Annotated in this window: 18 protein-coding genes and 1 riboswitch; of the genes, 9 read left to right on the top strand and 9 right to left on the bottom strand. The window is 73.2% G+C overall.

The genetic code is table 11. The features are described from left to right. Positions 1-11 precede the first annotated feature (11 nt). Positions 12-123, top strand: a riboswitch (TPP riboswitch). The 5 genes from thiO to AQJ30_RS10730 all read left to right on the top strand — a co-directional run bounded on the left by thiO (position 121) and on the right by AQJ30_RS10730 (position 5545). Continuing rightward, on the top strand, positions 121-1308 hold the full coding sequence (thiO, locus tag AQJ30_RS10750; RefSeq protein ID WP_067231792.1) for a glycine oxidase ThiO: 1188 nt from the start codon (positions 121-123) through the stop codon (positions 1306-1308). (Overlaps the previous riboswitch by 3 nt.) Beyond that, complete coding sequence (gene thiS / locus AQJ30_RS10745; protein WP_067231789.1) at positions 1305-1505, top strand: sulfur carrier protein ThiS; 201 nt, start codon at positions 1305-1307, stop codon at positions 1503-1505. The genes thiO and thiS overlap by 4 nt, the downstream gene beginning before the upstream one ends. Before the next feature lie 2 nt (positions 1506-1507). Next, positions 1508-2302 carry a thiazole synthase gene (locus tag AQJ30_RS10740; RefSeq protein ID WP_067231787.1) on the top strand — a complete coding sequence of 265 codons (795 nt, stop codon included), beginning with the start codon at positions 1508-1510 and terminating at the stop codon, positions 2300-2302. A gap of 327 nt (positions 2303-2629) precedes the next feature. Next, entirely contained in the window at positions 2630-4579 is a 1950-nt protein-coding gene (gene pknB, locus AQJ30_RS10735) for a Stk1 family PASTA domain-containing Ser/Thr kinase (RefSeq protein WP_067231785.1), read from the top strand. A gap of 57 nt (positions 4580-4636) precedes the next feature. Beyond that, positions 4637-5545 (top strand): deoxyribonuclease IV, encoded by a 909-nt coding sequence (locus tag AQJ30_RS10730; protein ID WP_067231782.1) that lies wholly within the window; start codon positions 4637-4639, stop codon positions 5543-5545. Positions 5546-5596: 51 nt separating this feature from the next. On the opposite strand, the gene AQJ30_RS10725 is transcribed toward AQJ30_RS10730, so the two are convergent. The 5 genes from AQJ30_RS10725 to AQJ30_RS10705 all read right to left on the bottom strand — a co-directional run bounded on the left by AQJ30_RS10725 (position 5597) and on the right by AQJ30_RS10705 (position 10982). After that, positions 5597-6103: a Pycsar system effector family protein gene (locus tag AQJ30_RS10725; RefSeq protein WP_245726885.1), complete on the bottom strand. Its 507-nt coding sequence runs from the start codon at positions 6101-6103 to the stop codon at positions 5597-5599. After that, complete coding sequence (locus tag AQJ30_RS37830; RefSeq protein ID WP_067231780.1) at positions 6100-7173, bottom strand: hypothetical protein; 1074 nt, start codon at positions 7171-7173, stop codon at positions 6100-6102. The genes AQJ30_RS10725 and AQJ30_RS37830 overlap by 4 nt, the downstream gene beginning before the upstream one ends. Then, positions 7170-9368 carry a hypothetical protein gene (locus tag AQJ30_RS10715; RefSeq protein WP_067231777.1) on the bottom strand — a complete coding sequence of 733 codons (2199 nt, stop codon included), beginning with the start codon at positions 9366-9368 and terminating at the stop codon, positions 7170-7172. The genes AQJ30_RS37830 and AQJ30_RS10715 overlap by 4 nt, the downstream gene beginning before the upstream one ends. Beyond that, positions 9365-10153 carry a nucleotidyl cyclase domain-containing protein gene (locus tag AQJ30_RS10710; RefSeq protein ID WP_067231776.1) on the bottom strand — a complete coding sequence of 263 codons (789 nt, stop codon included), beginning with the start codon at positions 10151-10153 and terminating at the stop codon, positions 9365-9367. The genes AQJ30_RS10715 and AQJ30_RS10710 overlap by 4 nt, the downstream gene beginning before the upstream one ends. Before the next feature lie 124 nt (positions 10154-10277). Further along, positions 10278-10982: a Crp/Fnr family transcriptional regulator gene (locus AQJ30_RS10705; protein WP_067231773.1), complete on the bottom strand. Its 705-nt coding sequence runs from the start codon at positions 10980-10982 to the stop codon at positions 10278-10280. Positions 10983-11157: 175 nt separating this feature from the next. Between AQJ30_RS10705 and AQJ30_RS10700 the strand changes: the two genes are divergently transcribed. After that, positions 11158-11679 (top strand): DUF4396 domain-containing protein, encoded by a 522-nt coding sequence (locus tag AQJ30_RS10700; protein ID WP_067231771.1) that lies wholly within the window; start codon positions 11158-11160, stop codon positions 11677-11679. A gap of 6 nt (positions 11680-11685) precedes the next feature. Here AQJ30_RS10700 and AQJ30_RS10695 read toward each other — a convergent pair whose 3' ends face one another. Next, on the bottom strand, positions 11686-12318 hold the full coding sequence (locus tag AQJ30_RS10695; RefSeq protein WP_067231769.1) for a sulfite oxidase-like oxidoreductase: 633 nt from the start codon (positions 12316-12318) through the stop codon (positions 11686-11688). A gap of 194 nt (positions 12319-12512) precedes the next feature. Between AQJ30_RS10695 and bfr the strand changes: the two genes are divergently transcribed. Next, the gene (bfr, locus tag AQJ30_RS10690) at positions 12513-12992 is read left to right on the top strand and encodes a bacterioferritin (protein ID WP_067231765.1); all 480 of its coding nucleotides are present in this window, start codon (positions 12513-12515) and stop codon (positions 12990-12992) included. 5 nt (positions 12993-12997) lie between these two features. Here the strand turns inward: bfr and AQJ30_RS10685 are convergent, their stop codons facing one another. Further along, entirely contained in the window at positions 12998-13231 is a 234-nt protein-coding gene (locus AQJ30_RS10685) for a (2Fe-2S)-binding protein (protein ID WP_067231762.1), read from the bottom strand. A 146-nt stretch (positions 13232-13377) separates the two neighbouring features. After that, positions 13378-14730, bottom strand: coding sequence for a class II 3-deoxy-7-phosphoheptulonate synthase (locus AQJ30_RS10680; protein ID WP_067231760.1), 1353 nt, complete (start codon positions 14728-14730; stop codon positions 13378-13380). A gap of 96 nt (positions 14731-14826) precedes the next feature. Between AQJ30_RS10680 and AQJ30_RS40095 the strand changes: the two genes are divergently transcribed. Further along, complete coding sequence (locus AQJ30_RS40095) at positions 14827-14883, top strand: trp operon leader peptide (protein ID WP_073735655.1); 57 nt, start codon at positions 14827-14829, stop codon at positions 14881-14883. Between the two features lie 111 nt (positions 14884-14994). After that, positions 14995-16887 (top strand): anthranilate synthase family protein, encoded by a 1893-nt coding sequence (locus tag AQJ30_RS10675; protein WP_067231757.1) that lies wholly within the window; start codon positions 14995-14997, stop codon positions 16885-16887. On the opposite strand, the gene AQJ30_RS10670 is transcribed toward AQJ30_RS10675, so the two are convergent. Further along, positions 16839-17834, bottom strand: a complete 996-nt coding sequence (locus AQJ30_RS10670) for a 2-hydroxyacid dehydrogenase (RefSeq protein ID WP_067231754.1) — start codon at positions 17832-17834, stop codon at positions 16839-16841. The two genes, AQJ30_RS10675 and AQJ30_RS10670, sit on opposite strands and share 49 nt — an antisense overlap. Positions 17835-17844 lie beyond the last annotated feature (10 nt).

Below are 17844 nucleotides of genomic sequence, written 5' to 3'. Positions count from 1 at the left end.
GGTGGCCACCGTAGAGCACTCGCGGGAGCCCGGACGCACCGGGCTGAGAGGGAGGCTGGCGGCCTCCGACCGTACGAACCTGATCCGGGTCATGCCGGCGAAGGGAGGGGCTGGACGCCCATGTCGTCGCGTACGTCAGACGTCCTCGTCGTGGGGGGCGGGATCATCGGCCTGGTCACCGCGTGGCGGGCCGCGCAGCGCGGGTTCACCACCGCCGTGCTGGATCCCGGACCGGGCGGCGGGGCCGCCCAGGTGGCCGCCGGGATGCTGGCCGCCGTCACCGAACTGCACCACGGCGAGCAGACGCTGCTCGCCCTGAACCTCGCCTCGGCGCACCGCTACCCGGAGTTCGTCGCCGAGCTCACCGACCTCACCGGGCACGACCCGGGCTACCGGCGCTCGGGCACCCTGGCCGTCGCCCTGGACGCCGACGACCGCGCCCACCTGCGCGAACTGCACGCGCTGCAGCGGGAGTCGGGCCTCGCCTCGGAGTGGCTGTCCGGGCGCGAGTGCCGGCGCCTGGAGCCCCTGCTCGCGCCGGGCGTGCGCGGCGGTCTGCGGGTGGACGGCGACCACCAGGTCGACCCGCGCCGGCTGGCCGCGGCGCTGGTGGCCGCCTGCGAGCGGGCCGGCGTCACCTTCCACCGCGAGTGGGCCGAGCGGCTGACCGTCGTGCGGGAGCGGGCGGCCGGGGCGGTGACCCGCACGGGGACGGAACTGGCCGCGGACCAGGTGGTGCTCGCCGCCGGGAGCCTCAGCGGGCGGCTGGCGGGCGTGCCGCGGGACGTGCTGCCGCCCGTGCGCCCGGTCAAGGGCCAGGTGCTGCGGCTGACCGTGCCCGAGCGCGCCGCGCCGTTCCTGACCCGGACGGTGCGCGCGGTGGTGCGCGGCAGCCACGTCTACCTGGTGCCGCGCGAGAACGGCGAGCTGGTCGTCGGCGCCACCAGCGAGGAGCAGGGCTGGGACACCACCGTCACGGCCGGCGGGGTGTACGAGCTGCTGCGCGACGCGCACGAGCTGGTGCCCGGGATCACCGAGCTGCCGCTCACCGAGACCCGGGCCGGCCTGCGCCCCGGCTCGCCCGACAACGCGCCGCTGCTCGGCCCGTCCTACCTGGACGGGCTGCTGCTGGCCACCGGGCACTACCGCAACGGCGTGCTGCTCACCCCGGTCACCGGGGACGCGCTGGCGCACGCCCTGGCCACCGGGGACCTGCCCGAGGAGGCCCGCCCGTTCACCCCGCGGCGCTTCACGGCCGCGCCCGCCGCGCTGCCCGGCCGCGCCGCACTCTCGGAGCAGCCCGCATGAGGATCTCGGTGAACGGGGAGCCGCACGAGGTGGCCCCCGGCACGGCGCTCGACGCCGTCGTACGGTCCCTGACCGCGGCGCCCTCCGGGGTGGCCGCCGCCCTCAACGAAACCGTCGTCCCGCGCGCGCAGTGGCCGGCCACGTCCCTGTCCGACGGGGACCGGGTCGAGGTGCTGACCGCCGTCCAAGGAGGCTGACCATGGCCGACGATCCGTTCGTCCTCGGGGGTACGACCTACTCGTCCCGGCTGATCATGGGAACGGGGGGTGCCCCGAGCCCGGAGGTGCTGGAGCGGGCGCTGGTGGCGTCCGGGACCGAGCTGACCACCGTCGCGATGCGGCGGGTGACCCCCGACGTGCACGGCTCGGTGCTGTCCGTGCTGGAGGAGCTGGGCATCCGCGTGCTGCCCAACACGGCGGGCTGCTTCACCGCAGGGGAGGCGGTGCTGACCGCGCGGCTGGCGCGTGAGGCGCTGGGCACGGACCTGGTGAAACTGGAGGTGGTGGCGGACGAGCGGACGCTGCTGCCCGACCCCGTGGAACTGCTGGACGCGGCGGAGACCCTGGTCGACGAGGGGTTCACGGTCCTGCCGTACACCAACGACGACCCGGTGCTCGCGCGGAAGCTGGAGGACGTGGGCTGCGCGGCGATCATGCCGCTGGGCTCCCCGATCGGCTCGGGGCTCGGCATCCGCAACCCGCACAACTTCCAGCTGATCGTGGAGCGGGCGGGGGTGCCGGTGATCCTCGACGCGGGGGCCGGCACGGCCTCGGACGTGGCCTTCGCGATGGAGCTGGGGTGCGCGGCGGTGATGCTGGCCTCGGCGGTGACGCGCGCGCACGACCCCGAGCGGATGGCGCACGCCGTGCGGGCCGGGGTGGAGGCGGGCCGCCTGGCGTACCGGGCCGGCCGGATCCCCCGCCGCCACTTCGCCCTGGCCTCCTCCCCGGCGGAGGGCCTGGCGGAGCTGGACCCGGAACGCCCGGCGTTCTGAGCCGGCTCCAGGTGGCGCGGGGCCCCTTCGAAGTGAGTCCCGTGTCCGTGCCTCGAAGGGCGCGGGACCCCTTCGAGGTGGCTCCCGTGTCCGCGCCTCCCAGGGGCGCGGGGAACTGCGCGACCGGCCACGGACGAGCCGCAGCCGCCGACGCGCCCCCGCCACCCCTGCGGCCGGCCGATCGATACCACCGCAGACAGCACGCGCCCCGACGCCCGGCCCGCCCGGTGTCCGCCCGGAGGGCCGGGCGTCACAGCTCGGCTTCAGTCGCGTCCCGGGCTCGTGCTGCGGCCGGGCGTGACAGTGTCGGCTCGTACACTCACCTGCGTGGACACGACCCTCCAGGACCCCCTCGTCGGGCAGGTGCTCGACGGCCGTTACCGCGTCGAGGCGCGGATCGCGGTCGGCGGGATGGCCACGGTCTACCGGGCCGTGGACACCCGCCTGGACCGCGTCCTCGCGCTGAAGGTGATGCACCCGACGCTGGCGGCCGACGTGTCGTTCGTCGAGCGGTTCATCCGGGAGGCCAAGTCGGTCGCCCGGCTCGCCCACCCGAACGTGGTGCAGGTCTTCGACCAGGGCGCCGACGGGGCGTACGTGTACCTCGCCATGGAGTACGTGGCCGGCTGCACGCTGCGCGACGTGCTGCGCGAGCGCGGGGCGCTCCAGCCACGGGCCGCGCTGGACATCCTGGAGCCGGTGCTGGCCGCGCTCGGTGCCGCGCACCGGGCCGGGTTCGTGCACCGCGACATGAAGCCGGAGAACGTGCTGATAGGGGACGACGGCCGGGTCAAGGTCGCCGACTTCGGCCTCGTACGGTCCGTGGACACGGTCACCAGCACCACCGGTGCCGTCCTCGGCACGGTCTCCTACCTGGCGCCGGAGCAGATCGAGCAGGGCGTCACCGACGCGCGCGCCGACGTGTACGCGTGCGGGGTGATGCTCTACGAGACGCTCACCGGCGACAAGCCGCACCACGGCGACTCCGCGGCGATCGTGCTCTACAAGCACCTCCACGAGGACGTGCCCCCGCCCTCGGCCTCGGTGGCGGGGATGGCGTACGAGCTGGACGAGCTGGTCGCCACGGCCACCGCCCGCTCGCCGGAGGTGCGCCCGCACGACGCGGTGGCGCTGCTGGCGAGGGTCCTGGAGGCGCGGGCCGCCCTCACCGAGGAGCAGCTGGACGCGCTGCCGCCGCAGGCCCGCTCCGCGGAGCACGACATCGCCGAGGACCGTACGAGCGTCATCCCGCGCGCGCTGACCGTGCCCCGCCCCCTGCCGGTGAACGAGGACGAGCCCCGCCTGCCCGGCGGGTCCGCGCCGGACCCGGACGCCGGGCTGCACCGGACGTCCCGGCTGGCGTCGCCCGCCCCGCTGCCGCCGGCGCGGCGCGGGGTGCGGCCCCGGCTGCTGGCCGTGGTCACCGCGGTGCTGCTGGTGCTCGGGGTCGGCGCGGGCTTCTGGTACATCAACTCGGGCCAGTTCACCAAGGTCCCCGCGGTGCTGACGAAGACCCAGGCGCAGGCCGAGGAGCGGCTCGGGGCGGCCGGGCTGGAGACCAAGGTCGAGCATGCCTACAGCGACACGGTCAAGCGGGGCCGGGTCATCAGCACCGACCCGGAGCCGGGCGCCCGGATCCGGGGCAACGACACGGTGACGGTCACCGTCTCCGACGGCCCGGAGACCGTGGAGGTGCCGGACCTCAAGGGACTGCGGCTGGACAAGGCGAGGGAGTCGCTGAAGTCGGACGGCCTGGAGCCGGGTCTGGTCACCCGCGCGTTCAGCGACGACGTCCCCAAGGGCTTCGTCGTCGGCAGCACCCCGGACGCGGGCACCGAGCGCCGCGCGGGCTCGGCCGTCGCGCTGGTCGTCAGCAAGGGCGCGGCGATCGACGTCCCGGACGTCACCGGGGACGACCTGGAGGACGCCCGGGCCGAACTGGAGAAGGCCGGCCTGAAGGTGGAGGTCGCCGACCAGCAGGTCACCTCGGAGTTCGACAAGGGCCAGGTGGCCGCGCAGAGCCCGGGTGCCGACGGCCGGGCCGCCGACGGCGACACGGTGACGCTGACGCTGTCCAAGGGCCCGGAGATGGTCGAGGTGCCGGACGTGGTGGGCGCGAGCGTGGACGACGCCAGGTCGCTGCTGGAGCAGTCGGGCTTCGAGGTCAAGGAGGACCGCGGCCTGCTCGGACTGTTCGGGGACACGGTGAAGGACCAGTCCGTGGACGGCGGCGACACGGCGCCCAAGGGATCGACGATCACGATCACCATCCGGTGACGGAGGCCACCTCCCACCGGGGACGGGCTGCCGGGGCGGACATGACACCCTGAACGGGTGAGTCCCGATCAGTCGCCCCTCGCAGGGGCAGGGCCCCGTCGGCCGCCCCTCCCCCGCAACCCCGTCGGCAGCCACGTGCCCGTGGCCGGCGGCCTGCACTCCGTCGGCCTGTCCTACGCCCGTGACCTGGGCGCCGAGGCGGTCCAGGTCTTCGTCGCCAACCCGCGCGGCTGGGCCACGCCCACCGGGAACCCGGCCCAGGACGAGGCGTTCCGCGCGGCCTGCGCGGCGGAGTCGATCCCGGCGTACGTGCACGCGCCGTACCTCATCAACTTCGGCTCGCACACCGGGGCGACGGTGGAGCGGTCGGTGGAGTCGCTGCGACACTCGCTGCGCCGGGGACGGGAGATCGGCGCGCTCGGTGTGGTCGTGCACACCGGCAGCGCGACGGGCGGCCGGGACCGGTCGGTGGCCCTCGCCCAGGTCCGCGAGCACCTGCTGCCGCTGCTGGACGAGCTGACCCACGACGACGACCCGTTCCTGCTGCTGGAGCCCACGGCCGGGCAGGGCGCGTCGCTGTGCTCGCGCACCTGGGACCTCGGCCCGTACTTCGAGGCGCTGGACGCGCACCCCCGGCTGGGCGTCTGCCTGGACACCTGCCACGTGTTCGCGGCCGGCCACGACCTGACCGGCCCCTCCGGGGCGCACCAGACGCTCGACCTGCTGGTGGACACGGTCGGCGAGGGCCGCCTGAAGCTCATCCACGCCAACGACTCCCTGGACGTCGTCGGCGCCCACAAGGACCGCCACGCCAACATCGGCGCCGGCCACATCGGCGAGGACCCGTTCCGCGCCCTGATGACCCACCCGGCGACGGCGGGCGTCCCCCTGGTCATCGAGACCCCCGGCGGCAAGGAGGGCCACGCGACGGACGTGGAACGCCTGAAGAAGCTCCGGGACGCCTGAGCCGGGCCCGTGCCGTGGGCCGGACACCGCTCGAAGGTCCCCGGCTCGGCGTCAGGCCAGGGCCAGCGGGGTGAGGCCGAGGGGCAGGCCCGCCGCGAGCAGCCCCATCGACCACCGCAGCCAGCGGTACTTGGCGGCGAGGATGACGCTGGCGTCCTGCAGCTGCACCAGCAGCCAGCCCACCCGGTCCCGCCCCGCGTCGGTGACCGCCCGGTGCAGCGCCTCGGGGGTGGTGACGGTGAGCGCGTCGGCGAAGAACGTGGCCCCCGGCACGGTGCGGACCGTTCCGGTGCGGGGTGCGATCACCGCGATGAGCAGCAGGGTTCCGGCCCCCCACAGGATCCCGCCGACGGTGAGCAGGGCCAGGGCCCACACCGGGCCCACGTCCGGCGTGCCACTCCGCCCGAGCACCAGCGCGGGAACGGCCAGAGCGCCCGAGAGCAGGACCGACGCCTTCACATCGGCCCTGCCCATGTCCTCCCGAACCGTCATCAGGAGCCGCTCGGCGACGTACTGGGCGTCCGTGTCCGTCTCCGGCGCGGGACGGGCTGCGCTCACCCGCCGTGCCCCGGCCGACCGGCGGCGTCGTCCTGAGGGGCGGGCGGCGCGGGGATCGCGTCCGGGTGCGTGCCGTGGACCGCGGCGGGCGGTACCGGGGGCATCGGTGGCACCGGCGGGGTGGGCAACGCCGTCGGTGCCATGGGCAGGCCGTTCGGCAGAACGCCGGCGGCCACGGTGCGGCCGTAGTCGATCAGCGCCTGGACCTGGTCGTCGATCTGGTGGCGCTGGACCATGCCCTGGTTGATGAGGTTGCTCAGGTAGTCGAGCGCACCCTGTCGCTGGTCCCTGGCCTGCCGCTGCAGTTCCACGAGGATGTCCTGGGCACGGCTCGGGTCCTGGGCCAGGAGGGTGGCGTACTGGACGGTCTCGCCCGCGCTGATGAGTTTCTGCGCGTCTTCCATGTTGGCCAGGATCCGCGCCTTGTTGGCGCTGTCGATGGCCTGCTGGACCTCGCTGCCCTGCTGCACCGCGACCATCTGGGCGTGGTGGTCGGCAGCCGCCCGGCCTAGGTCGATCCGGATGAAGACCTCGGTGTACAGGCCGAGTTCGGTCCCGAAGTCGCGCCAGCGGCCGCTGATCAGTTCGGCTTGGATGGCCTCGTCGACCTCCTGGGCCGCGTCCAGGCCGTAGCGTCGGCTGATCCCACGCAGCCGGGCCTCCAGCGACGGGCGCAGCATCCGCTCCACGTCCACCACCCGTTTCTCGGCGGCGAGGTGGAAGTCCTGCACCTCCCAGTTGACGTCGGCGCCCGCCGTGAAGCGCGAGCGGTCACCGCGGGAGGGCAGTTCCAGCTGGAACCGCGCCTGGTGTCGCCCGCGCGCGATCCAGCAGACCGAGGTGGGTCTGCCCATCATCGGCTTGTTGTGGTGCTCGGCGCCCCGCACGGTGACCACGCTGTGGCCGCCGTTGCGGTAGTAGAGCACGGCGGCCACCTGGCTGATCTGGTGGCGGTAGGCGCTGGTCGGGGTGAACTCCCGGACGAAAGGGCCTCTCAGTTCGTCCGGCAGGACGAACTCCGCCTGCCGGGGCTGGGCCTGCCACTGCTGGCCCCATGCTTGGTGCGTCATCGTGTACCCGCTCCCTGGACCGCCCCCCACAGACGGCGGACCTGCTGTTCTTCGAGTGGTTGGTCGGGGTCTTCGGACAGTTCCTTGATCAGTGCCAGCAGCCGGTTCCGGTCGTCCTCGGTGTGCACCAGCAGCGGCAGGAACGTCTCCAGCCGGTCCGCCCAGGGCCGGCCGGCGCTGCCGCTCAGCCACTCCGCCAGCGCGCCTTGCGCCGCCTCGTAGGACCGTCCGGTCTGCAAGGCGGTCCACAGCAGCCCGGCCAGCTCCGGCGCCAAGGCGGGGCGCACGTCTGCGAGGGCCAGCACGAGTGGCCAATCGCCGTGTCCCGCCAGGTCGGGGTGCTGGTTCCACAGGTCGACCACCGACACGGAGGCGAGGGAGACCGTGCTCTGCAGACCGAGGTCCTGGTGCAGCCGGCGTTTGTCGGAGAGCCAGACCCGGATCCGCCGGACCGGCAGCGGATCACAGTGGGCGCCGGCCAGATGGGCGATCTGCACGGCCGCGTCGGCCCGCAGCCGGCCGTCGTCCCAGACGCCGATGCCGCCCAGGAGGTCCAGGGCCTCACGGACGGTGGTGGTGGCGCGGCCCCGGCCGAGGACGGCTCCGGCCGTCCAGCGCAGGTGCTCGTCGCCCTGACGGGCCCAGTGCCCGACGAGTCCCCGGACGGCGGTTGCCACCTCGGGGGAGGCGAGGGCCACGTCCAGCACGGTCGCGGCGAAGAGCCGCCGCCGCGCCTGGCCCGCCTGGGCCATGGGCTGGACGAGTTCCTGCACGGTGTGCGAGCAGTCCAGCCGGCACAAGTGGCCGCCGGCCACCGCCGCGCGCACCCAGACCTGGGGACGGGAGTCCTCGCACAGGCCGGCCAGCCAGCGCAACAGGGGCCCGCGCACATTGTGCCGGTGCTGCCAGAGGTGGCTCAGGACGGCACTGCCGAGGCCCTCGCCGCGGAACCTGACCGTACGCACGGGCACGTCCTCGTCCCCGACCTGTTCCACGCCCGCTTCCGCCACCGCGCGGGCGGAGACCAGCCGGGCGCCGATGCCGTCACTGAACAGGGGACGACCGGGCGTGGCCTCCGGATCGACGGTGACGGTGAGTTCCCAGGCCAGAACCTCGGCGGCCTCGGCGACGACACTGAGCGAGGCACCTTCGAGCGCGGCCACGGCGATGCGGTAGGCGGCGTCCCGCAGCTGCCGCGGGTTCTCCGAGCGCCCCCCGGCGGCGAACCAGTCCGCCGCCTGATTCTCGGTGAACTCACGACACGCGGTGAGGAGTTGTCCGTAGGTGAGGTCGTCGCGGACGTGCCTCGCCACGAGGCCGGCCAGCCTGGCCGCCTCGGCGGGCAGCAGTTCGTCGAGTCCGGTCGCCTCCACCACCTCCGGATCGGCGGCGGTGGTCCGGGCCTGCTCCAGCACGGCGTCGGGCGCGTCCTCGAGCTCGGCGGACAGGTGCCCCGTCAGGACGTCCGCGGCCGACGGCGGAGTGTGCGCCCGGTAGTAGCGACCGCCTCGGGACAGCACGTCGCCCGGTTCGGGTGCGGCCAGCAGTACCGCGTACGCCTCCTGCCGGCCGAGCAGTTCGCACAGCCGGTCCAGACCCGTCTCGTCGGGCAGCCCGGCGCCGGTGGGCTCCAGGGCGTACCCGTGGCCCTTGCGGATCTGGTTCTCCTCCAACGCGCCGAGATCCGAACGCGCGTCGAGCCGGGAGACCTGCCCCCGGGTCAGGTCGTCCAGCAGGGAAAGTGCCGTACAGGTGCGGCCCGTGCCGGGTTCGCCGCACAGGACGAGGAGCCGGCCGGTGCGTAACTGCTCCTTGCACGCCGCGTATCCCGCGGGTTCCTGGAAGACGCGACGCAGTTTGCGCAGTTCCTCGTCGGGCAGCGGCCCCGCCAGCAGGCGCCGGACGTCCTGGTTCCCGTGCAGGTGGATGTCGCGTACCTGGTCGGCGCTGATGAGGGTGCTCGACCCCTCGGACGTGAGGTGTGCGGCCGAACGGAAGATCCGGGAGGCGGCAGCTCCCGCCCCGGGGAGCCCCTCCCCGGCGAGCGGGTCGGCGACGGCGCCGATGACGTCGGGCTGGGCCGCGTCGGGCGCCGCGCCGGCGTCGGGCTGATCGGCCTGGTCGGGCTGCGGGTGGGCGTGGGGCGCGGCGGCAGGGCCTGCCGGACCGGGGGGTGCCGGGTGCGCCGCGTTCACCGGTCGCCCCCGGTGGCCGGGTTGTGCGTGATGTGGATGTCGCCGAACCGGCCCCCGGCGTAGAACTGGCCGTTGCCGTGGTTGTTGTTGTACTGGACGAGGTGTCCGTCGGGCGCGGGGAGCGGGTTCGGGGACGGGCCTCCGCCGGGTGCGGCGACGGGGTCGGCCGCCGGGGTCGCCCCCTGGGCCGGGGTGGGCGGCTGGGGCAGGCCCGGGACCATGAACCAGGCGGAGCGACGACCCTCCTTGAGGTCGACGTCGAAGCTGCGGTAGCGCTCCGGTTCCACCCAGCGCCCGCCGGGCTGTACGACCTCTTCGTACACCCGGTCCGAGACGACCGCGACCAGCGGAGCGGTGGGTGCCGCCGCGAGGATGGCCCTGGCCACGTCGCTGTCGCCCAGTCGGCAGGCGAGGTCGACGGCACGGCCGGAACGGCCGTGGGCGTCGGAGGTGACCGGCCCGATGTGCAGGCCCACCCGCAACCGCAACGGGGTGGTCCGGCCGACGTTGGACTCCCGGAGGTTCTGGTGGAGGTACTCCAGCCACTCCCCGACCACGCGCCGGGGCGGCACCGTGGGGGTCAGCACGCTGAGGATGCCGTCCCCGCGGTCCTCCTGGTACAGCCTCGGCGGCCGGATGCCGGCCTGGTCGAAGGCGCGGTCGGACACGTCGTAGAGCCGTCGGCGCATCTCGGGTTTCTCGGTGTCGGAGAGCCGTCCCGAGCCCTGGGTGTCGAGGTGGACGACGAAGCCGTACTCGGCCTCGTTGCTCGCGTCCCCCGTCATGGTGTCTCCTTCTTCTCGTCCCGCCGGTGTCGCTTCCCCGATGCTGGGGGAACCGGCGAGCCGCCGCTGTAGCCGTTTACACAGGAGCCGTCCACCGTCGCCGGGGCCCCGCGGTCCTACCGCGTCACCCTCCGTCCCGGCCGCCGTGCCGCTTGCCGCTCGCAAGGAGCCGCAGGGGCTCCAGGTCGGCGATGGCGAGGGAGCCGGGTCCGGTCCGTACGAGACCCTGCTCACGCAGCAACCGCAACGCCTTGGCCACGGCCTCCCGGGTGGATCCCACGGACGCGGCGAGTTCGTGCTGGGCCAGGGACACCCGCAGGGTGACCTCACCGTTCTCCACCCGGCCGGTGCGCGCAGCGAGCTCGACGAGGCGTTCGGACAGGCGCTCGAGCACCGTCATGGAGGCAAGCGCCCTGCGCTCGTGGTCCGCGCTGCGCAGGCGTTCGGCGAGCTGGCCGATGATCAGAGCGTTGGCATGGGGGCGGGCGGCCAGGAACCGGCGGAAGCGCTCCCCGGGCACGACGAGACCGGAGACCTCACCGAGGGCGCTGACCGAGGCGCTGCGCGGACGGCCGTCGAGCGCGGCCATGTCCCCGACGACCTCGCCGGTCTGCCGCAGCGCCAGGAGCAGTCGGCCACCGCGCTCGGTCGCCGTCCACACCGCGCACCAACCACTCAGCAGGACGACCGCGAACGTGGTGTGCTCGCCCTCCGCGAGGAGTGTCTCGTGGGCTGTCCACACGCGGCGGGTCCCGAGGCCGGTCAGCGCCGCGCGGTCCGCCGGACCGAGCTCCTGCATGAAGGTGTGACGTTCTGCGAACAGCCCCACGCCCGTCCCCCGACTGCTCCCGCTCTCCCCTGACCGGGGGCCACAGTAGCGCTCCCGGCCACTGGTCGCCTGCCGCTACGGGAACAGGTCCAGCACCCCGTTTGGAATACCCCCAGGGGGTATATGGTTACCCGTGGACGGAGAGGACACCCGATCCCGGACACAGGGGGCAGCCATGGAACACCAAGCACACGGTCACACCGGACATGGAGCATCCGTCCACGCGCACGAACATCAGCACCAGCCGGGCGCCGCCCCTTCGGCCCCCTGGGCCACAGCCGCCCAGGCCACGCTGCACTGCCTCACCGGGTGTGCCATCGGTGAGGTGCTCGGGATGGTGGTCGGGACCGCGCTCGGGTGGGGGAACCTGCCCACCACCGTCCTCGCGATCGTGCTGGCCTTCTTCTTCGGCTACTCGCTCACCCTGCGGGGCGTGCTGCGGGCGGGCGTCGGCCTGCGGGCCGCCGTGCGGGTGGCGCTGGCCGCGGACACCCTGTCGATCGCCGTGATGGAGCTGATCGACAACGGCGTGATCGCCCTGTGGCCGCGGGCGATGGACGCCGGGCTGGCGGACGCCCTGTTCTGGGTGTCCCTGGCGGTCTCGCTGGCGCTGGCCTTCCTGGTCACCACGCCGGTGAACAAGTGGATGATCGGCCGGGGCAAGGGCCACGCGGTGGTGCACCGGTACCACCACTGACGGGAGTCAGAGCTCGGGGCCGTCCCCGGGCTCCTCCTGGTAGGAGTAGCGCTGTTCCTTCCAGGGGTCGCCGATGTTGTGGTAGCCGCGCTCCTCCCAGAAGCCGCGCCGGTCGGCGGTCATGTACTCCACGCCCCGCACCCACTTCGGGCCCTTCCAGGCGTACAGGTGGGGCACCACCAGGCGCAGCGGGAAGCCGTGCTCCGCGGTGAGCAGCTCGCCGTCCTTGTGCGTGGCGAAGAGGGTGCGCTCGGCGGCGAAGTCGGCCAGGCGGAGGTTGGAGCTGAAGCCGTACTCGGCCCACACCATGACGTGGGTGACCTCGGGCGCCGGCGGCGCGAGCTCCAGGAGGGTGCGTGCCGGGACACCGCCCCACTCGGCACCGAGCATGCTGAACTTGGTCACGCAGTGCAGGTCGGCGACGACGGTGACGTACGGCAGGGCGGTGAACTCCTCGTGGGTCCAGCCGCGCTTCCCCCCGTCGGCGGTGGCACCGAAGACCCGGAACTCCCAGCGCTCGGGGCGGAACTTCGGCACCGGCCCGTAGTGCGTGACCGGCCAGCCACGCTGCACTCGCTGCCCCGGCGGAAGGTCGGACGCTGCTGCTTCTCCTGACGTGCGCTCCACCGGATGACCCATGTCTCCATCCTGACAGACGGGCACCGGTGCACAGGACCATCCGGGACCCGAAACGGTCATCAGCGATCAAGCTCCGCCGATTCGCACATCCAGCTCAACACCTACTAAGTCAGCACTTACTGGACGATCTTCCGGGCCGGTGCAATCATGCGGCGGCAACCTCCCCCGTCCCCCATGTGGAAGGAGCCGCTGCGATGCAGGGCGATCCCGAGGTCATCGAGTTCCTCAACGAGCAGCTCACCGGCGAGCTCACCGCGATCAACCAGTACTTCCTGCACGCGAAGATGCAGGAGAACTTCGGCTGGACGAAGCTCGCGAAGTACACCCGGCACGAGTCGTTCGACGAGATGAAGCACGCCGAGGTGCTCACCGACCGGATCCTGCTGCTGGAGGGGCTGCCCAACTACCAGCGGCTGTTCCACGTGCGGGTGGGCCAGACCGTCACGGAGATGTTCCAGGCGGACCGGGAGGTCGAGGTGGAGGCGATCGACCGCCTCCGGCGGGGCATCAGGGTGATGCGCGAGAAGGGCGACATCACGTCCGCGAACATCTTCGAGGCGATCCTCGAGGACGAGGAGCACCACATCGACTACCTCGACACCCAGCTGGAGCTGGTGGAGAAGCTCGGTGAGGCGCTGTACATCGCCCAGCTCATCGAGCAGCCGGAGGGCTGACCGCCCTAGGCCGCCTTGTCCAGCCGCGCCGCGGTGGCCGCCGGCCGCGCGACGACCCCGTCGCGCGGGGCCGCGCCCCGGCCCAGGAGCGCCTGGATGCGCCGTACGCAGGAACCGCAGTCCGTGCCCGCCTTGCAGGCGGAGGCGATCTGGCGGGGCGTGCAGGCGCCGCTCTCCGCGTGCTGCTTGACCTGCTGTTCGGTGATGCCGAAGCAGCTGCACACGAACACGCGGTCCACCTCCCGCCGGGACTGGTCGGTCGTACCCTCCCGAGGTCTCGGTGAGGCAAACCTAACCTTACCCGGCCCGTCAGGGCCGCAACAGTGCCGAAGGGCGCGGATCGGGTGTGATCCGCGCCCCACGCACGTGCTCGGGTGCTACGCGCTCACTGGTCCCGGTACATCTCCGCGACCAGGAACGCCAGGTCCAGCGACTGGCTGCGGTTGAGCCGCGGGTCGCAGGCCGTCTCGTAGCGCTGGTGCAGGTCGTCGACGAAGATCTCGTCGCCGCCGCCCACGCACTCGGTGACGTCGTCACCGGTCAGCTCGACGTGGATGCCGCCCGGGTGGGTGCCGAGCGCCTTGTGGACCTCGAAGAAGCCCTTGACCTCGTCCAGCACGTCGTCGAAGCGGCGGGTCTTGTGGCCCGAGGCCGCCTCGAAGGTGTTGCCGTGCATCGGGTCGGTCACCCAGGCCACGGTGGCACCGGACGCGGTGACCTTCTCGACCAGCTCGGGCAGCTTGTCGCGGACCTTGTCGGCGCCCATCCGGACGATGAACGTCAGCCGGCCGGGCTCGCGCTCGGGGTCCAGGCGCTCGATGTACTGCAGCGCCTCCTCGGCCGTGGTCGTCGGGCCGAGCTTGATGCCGATCGGGTTGCTGATCCGCGACGCGAACTCGATGTGCGCGTGGTCCAGCTGCCGGGTGCGCTCACCGATCCACACCATGTGCGCGGAGACGTCGTACAGCCGCCCGGTGCGCGAGTCGACGCGGGTCAGCGCCGACTCGTAGTCGAGCAGCAGCGCCTCGTGCGAGGAGAAGAACTCGACCGTCTTGAACTCCTCCGGGTCCACCCCGCAGGCGTGCATGAAGTGCAGCGCGTTGTCGATCTCGCGCGCCAGCTGCTCGTAGCGCTGACCGGACGGCGAGGACCGCACGAAGTCCTGGTTCCAGGCGTGCACCTGGCGCAGGTCCGCGTAGCCGCCGGTGGTGAAGGCGCGCACCAGGTTCAGCGTGGACGCCGACGCGTGGTACATGCGCTTGAGCCGCTCGGGGTCCGGGATGCGGGACTCGGGCGTGAAGTCGAAGCCGTTGACCGAGTCGCCCCGGTAGACCGGCAGGGTGACGCCGTCGCGGGTCTCGTTCGGCTTGGAGCGCGGCTTGGAGTACTGGCCGGCGATGCGGCCGACCTTCACCACGGGGACGGACGCGGCGTACGTCAGCACGGCGCCCATCTGGAGCAGCGTCTTCAGCTTGTTGCGGATCTGGTCCGCGGACACCCCGTCGAACGCCTCGGCGCAGTCGCCGCCCTGGAGGAGGAACGCCTCTCCCTTGGCGACGGCCGCCATCCGGGCGCGCAGCTGGTCGCACTCGCCCGCGAAGACGAGCGGCGGATACGACTCGAGGTCCGCGATCACTGCGCGCAGAGCCTCGGTGTCGGGGTACTCGGGCTGCTGCGCCGCGGGCAGGTTTCGCCAGGTGTTGCCAGCGCTCGCGCTGGTCTTAGCGTTCACGGTCACGCTCCCCACACTACGGGGTGCCGTGGGGGCCTCCGGCCGGTGCCCAGCAAATGAGACACGTCGGACGCTCCCCGGACATGCGGTAGGGTGCGTCGCATGTTCGCGCACTCGACCCGGAACTGGTGGTGGACCGCTCATCCGGCGGCCCACTGACTGCGCGTACGCACGACTTCGCGAAGGCCGCCCGAGGGGCGGCCTTCGGCGTTTCCCGGGGTCCGTTCCTCTCCCGCCTCCCACCGCACCCACGGAGAAGGAGTACGGACCATGCACCTGCCCGGCTTGCTCGACGACCTGCTCGACGACACCCGCCCGTTCGCCCTGCTGCGCCGCCGCACCCCGGGCCACGACGAGGCGGCGGTCGAGCTGCTCGTCGGCCCGGTCACCACGGTGGAGCGCCTCGCCGACCTCCCCGACGAGGGCCTGGCCCTCGTGCCGTTCCGGCAGATCCGCGAGCGCGGCTTCGACGTCCGCGACGACGGCACCCCGCTCGCGGTGCTGACGCCCGAGGAGACGCACACACTGCCCCTCGACGCGGTGCTCGCCCGTCTCCCGCAGCACGACGTGACCGTCCGCGCGGGCGGCTTCGACGTCGGTGACGAGGAGTACGGCGAGATCGTCGCGCGCGTGCTGCGCGAGGAGATCGGCCGCGGGGAGGGCGCCAACTTCGTGATCCGGCGGACCTACGAGGGTGACGTCCCCGGGTTCGGCCGGGCCGACGCGCTGGCGCTGTTCCGGCGGCTGCTGGAGGGCGAGCGGGGGGCGTACTGGACGTTCGTCGTGCACACCGGGGAGCGCACGCTGGTGGGGGCCAGCCCGGAGGTGCACGTGCGGATGTCCGGCGGGACCGTCGTGATGAACCCGATCAGCGGCACCTACCGGTACCCGGACGCCGGCCCGACGCCCGAGCACCTGCTGCGCTTCCTCGCCGACGGCAAGGAGATCGAGGAGCTGTCGATGGTCGTCGACGAGGAACTGAAGATGATGTGCACCGTCGGCGACCGGGGCGGGGTGGTGGTCGGGCCGCGGCTGAAGGAGATGGCCCACCTCGCGCACACCGAGTACGAGCTGCGCGGCAGGTCGTCGCTGGACGTGCGCGAGGTGCTGAAGGAGACGATGTTCGCGGCGACCGTCACCGGCTCGCCCGTGCAGAACGCCTGCCGGGTGATCGAGCGCCACGAGAGCGGCGGGCGCGGCTACTACGCCGGGGCGCTGGCCCTGCTCGGCCGGGACGCGGGCGGCGCCCAGACCCTGGACTCGCCCATCCTGATCCGCACGGCCGACATCTGCGCCGACGGCCGGCTGCGCGTGCCGGTGGGCGCGACCCTGGTCCGCGGCTCGGACCCGGCGGGCGAGGTCGCCGAGACCCACGCGAAGGCGGCGGGGGTGCTCGCGGCCCTGGGCGTGCGGCCGTCCCGGCCGCGGCCGGAGCACGCGCGCGGGCGGCTCGCCGACGACCCGCGCGTGCGGGCCGCGCTGGACGGGCGCCGCGCCTCGCTGGCGCCGTTCTGGCTGCGGATGCAGGAGCGGTCGGACGCGCTGGAGGGCCACGCGCTGGTCGTCGACGGCGAGGACACGTTCACCGCGATGCTCGCCCACGTGCTCGGCTCGGCCGGTCTCGAGGTGAGCGTGCGGCGCTACGACGCACCCGGGCTGCGGGAGGCCGTGCTCGCGCACGAGGGGCCGGTGGTGCTCGGCCCCGGTCCCGGCGACCCCGCCGACCTGGCCGACCCCAAGATGCGGTTCCTGCGGGAGCTGACGGCCGCGGTGGTCCGCGGGCACCGGCACGGGGTGCTGGGCGTGTGCCTGGGCCACGAGCTGCTCGCGGCCGAGCTGGGCCTGGACATCGTGCGCAAGGAGGTGCCGTACCAGGGGGCGCAGACCACGATCGACCTGTTCGGGCGGGCGGAGACGGTCGGCTTCTACAACAGCTTCGTGGCCCGCTGCGACGACGAGGCGGCCGCCGAACTGGCCGCGCACGGCGTCGAGGTCAGCCGCAGCCCGGCCGGCGAGGTGCACGCGCTGCGCGGGCCGGGGTTCTCCGGGGTGCAGTTCCACCCGGAGTCGGTGCTCTCGCTGAACGGCGCGGGCGTCGTGCGGGAGCTGCTGGGTCAGCTGCGGGGCACGAGGACGTTCTCGGAGCGGCGGCCCGCGAGGTAGTCGAGGACGTTGCGCACGGTGGTCCCGACGATCTGGCCGACGGCGTCCTCGGTGTAGTACGCCTGGTGCGAGGTGACCAGGACGTTGGGGAAGGTGACCAGGCGGGCCAGGGTGTCGTCCGCGATGGCCTCCAGGGACTTGTCGAGGAAGAACAGGCCCGCCTCGGCCTCGTACACGTCGAGGCCGACGCCCGTGAAGCGGCCCTCGCGCAGCTCGGCGACGAGGGCCGCGGTGTCGACCAGGCCGCCGCGGCTGGAGTTGACCAGGATGGCGTCGTCCTTCATGGCCTTCAGCGCGGCCGCGTCGAGCAGGTGCTGGGTCTCGGGCATCAGCGGGACGTGCAGGCTGACCAGGTCGGCCTCGGCGAGCAGCTCCTCCTTGGCGACGTACGCCATGCCCAGGTCCCGGCAGGCGGGGTCCTCGGCGACGTCCCAGCCGAGCAGCCGCATGCCGAAGCCGTGCGCGATGCGGGTGAACGCCTCGCCGATCTTGCCGGTGCCGAGCACGCCGACGGTGCGGCCGTGCAGGTCGCGGCCCATCAGCCCGTCGAGGCGGAAGTCGAAGTCGCGGGTGCGGGTGGAGGCGCGCACGACCCGGCGGTTGACCGCCATCGCGAGGGTCCAGGCGAACTCGGCCACCGAGTACGGCGAGTAGGAGGACACCCGGGCGACCGTCATGCCGAGCCGCTCGGCCACCGGCAGGTCGACGTTGTTGAAGCCGGTCGAGCGCTGGGCGATCATCCGCGTGCCGCCCGCGGCCAGGGTCCGCAGCACCCCGTCGCCCAGGCCGCAGTTGACGCTGGTGGAGACGATCCCGTGGCCCCGGGCGATGGGTGCGGTGTCCTCGGTGAGGAACACGTCCAGGCAGTGCACGTCGTGGTGCCCGGCGAAGGCCCGCTCGATCAGGGGCCGCTCGTCGGCCTGCACACCGAAGGCAAGGATCTCCACGCGCGCGCTC

Source organism: Streptomyces longwoodensis (assembly GCF_001514125.1).
GTDB lineage: Bacteria > Actinomycetota > Actinomycetes > Streptomycetales > Streptomycetaceae > Streptomyces > Streptomyces longwoodensis.
The sequence above is the reverse complement of the archived record's forward strand: the minus strand, read 5'-3'. Positions and strand labels throughout refer to the sequence as shown.

What these genes read in the sequence shown, in the direction of transcription:
- AQJ30_RS10675 (WP_067231757.1), top strand. Translation starts at nt 14,995, where the DNA reads ATGCACCTGCCCGGCTTGCTCGACGACCTGCTCGACGACACCCGCCCG.
- thiS (WP_067231789.1), top strand. Translation starts at nt 1,305, where the DNA reads ATGAGGATCTCGGTGAACGGGGAGCCGCACGAGGTGGCCCCCGGCACG.
- AQJ30_RS10710 (WP_067231776.1), bottom strand. Translation starts at nt 10,153, where the DNA reads ATGACGGGGGACGCGAGCAACGAGGCCGAGTACGGCTTCGTCGTCCAC.
- bfr (WP_067231765.1), top strand. Translation starts at nt 12,513, where the DNA reads ATGCAGGGCGATCCCGAGGTCATCGAGTTCCTCAACGAGCAGCTCACC.
- AQJ30_RS10740 (WP_067231787.1), top strand. Translation starts at nt 1,508, where the DNA reads ATGGCCGACGATCCGTTCGTCCTCGGGGGTACGACCTACTCGTCCCGG.
- AQJ30_RS10700 (WP_067231771.1), top strand. Translation starts at nt 11,158, where the DNA reads ATGGAACACCAAGCACACGGTCACACCGGACATGGAGCATCCGTCCAC.
- AQJ30_RS37830 (WP_067231780.1), bottom strand. Translation starts at nt 7,173, where the DNA reads ATGACGCACCAAGCATGGGGCCAGCAGTGGCAGGCCCAGCCCCGGCAG.
- thiO (WP_067231792.1), top strand. Translation starts at nt 121, where the DNA reads ATGTCGTCGCGTACGTCAGACGTCCTCGTCGTGGGGGGCGGGATCATC.
- AQJ30_RS10695 (WP_067231769.1), bottom strand. Translation starts at nt 12,318, where the DNA reads ATGGGTCATCCGGTGGAGCGCACGTCAGGAGAAGCAGCAGCGTCCGAC.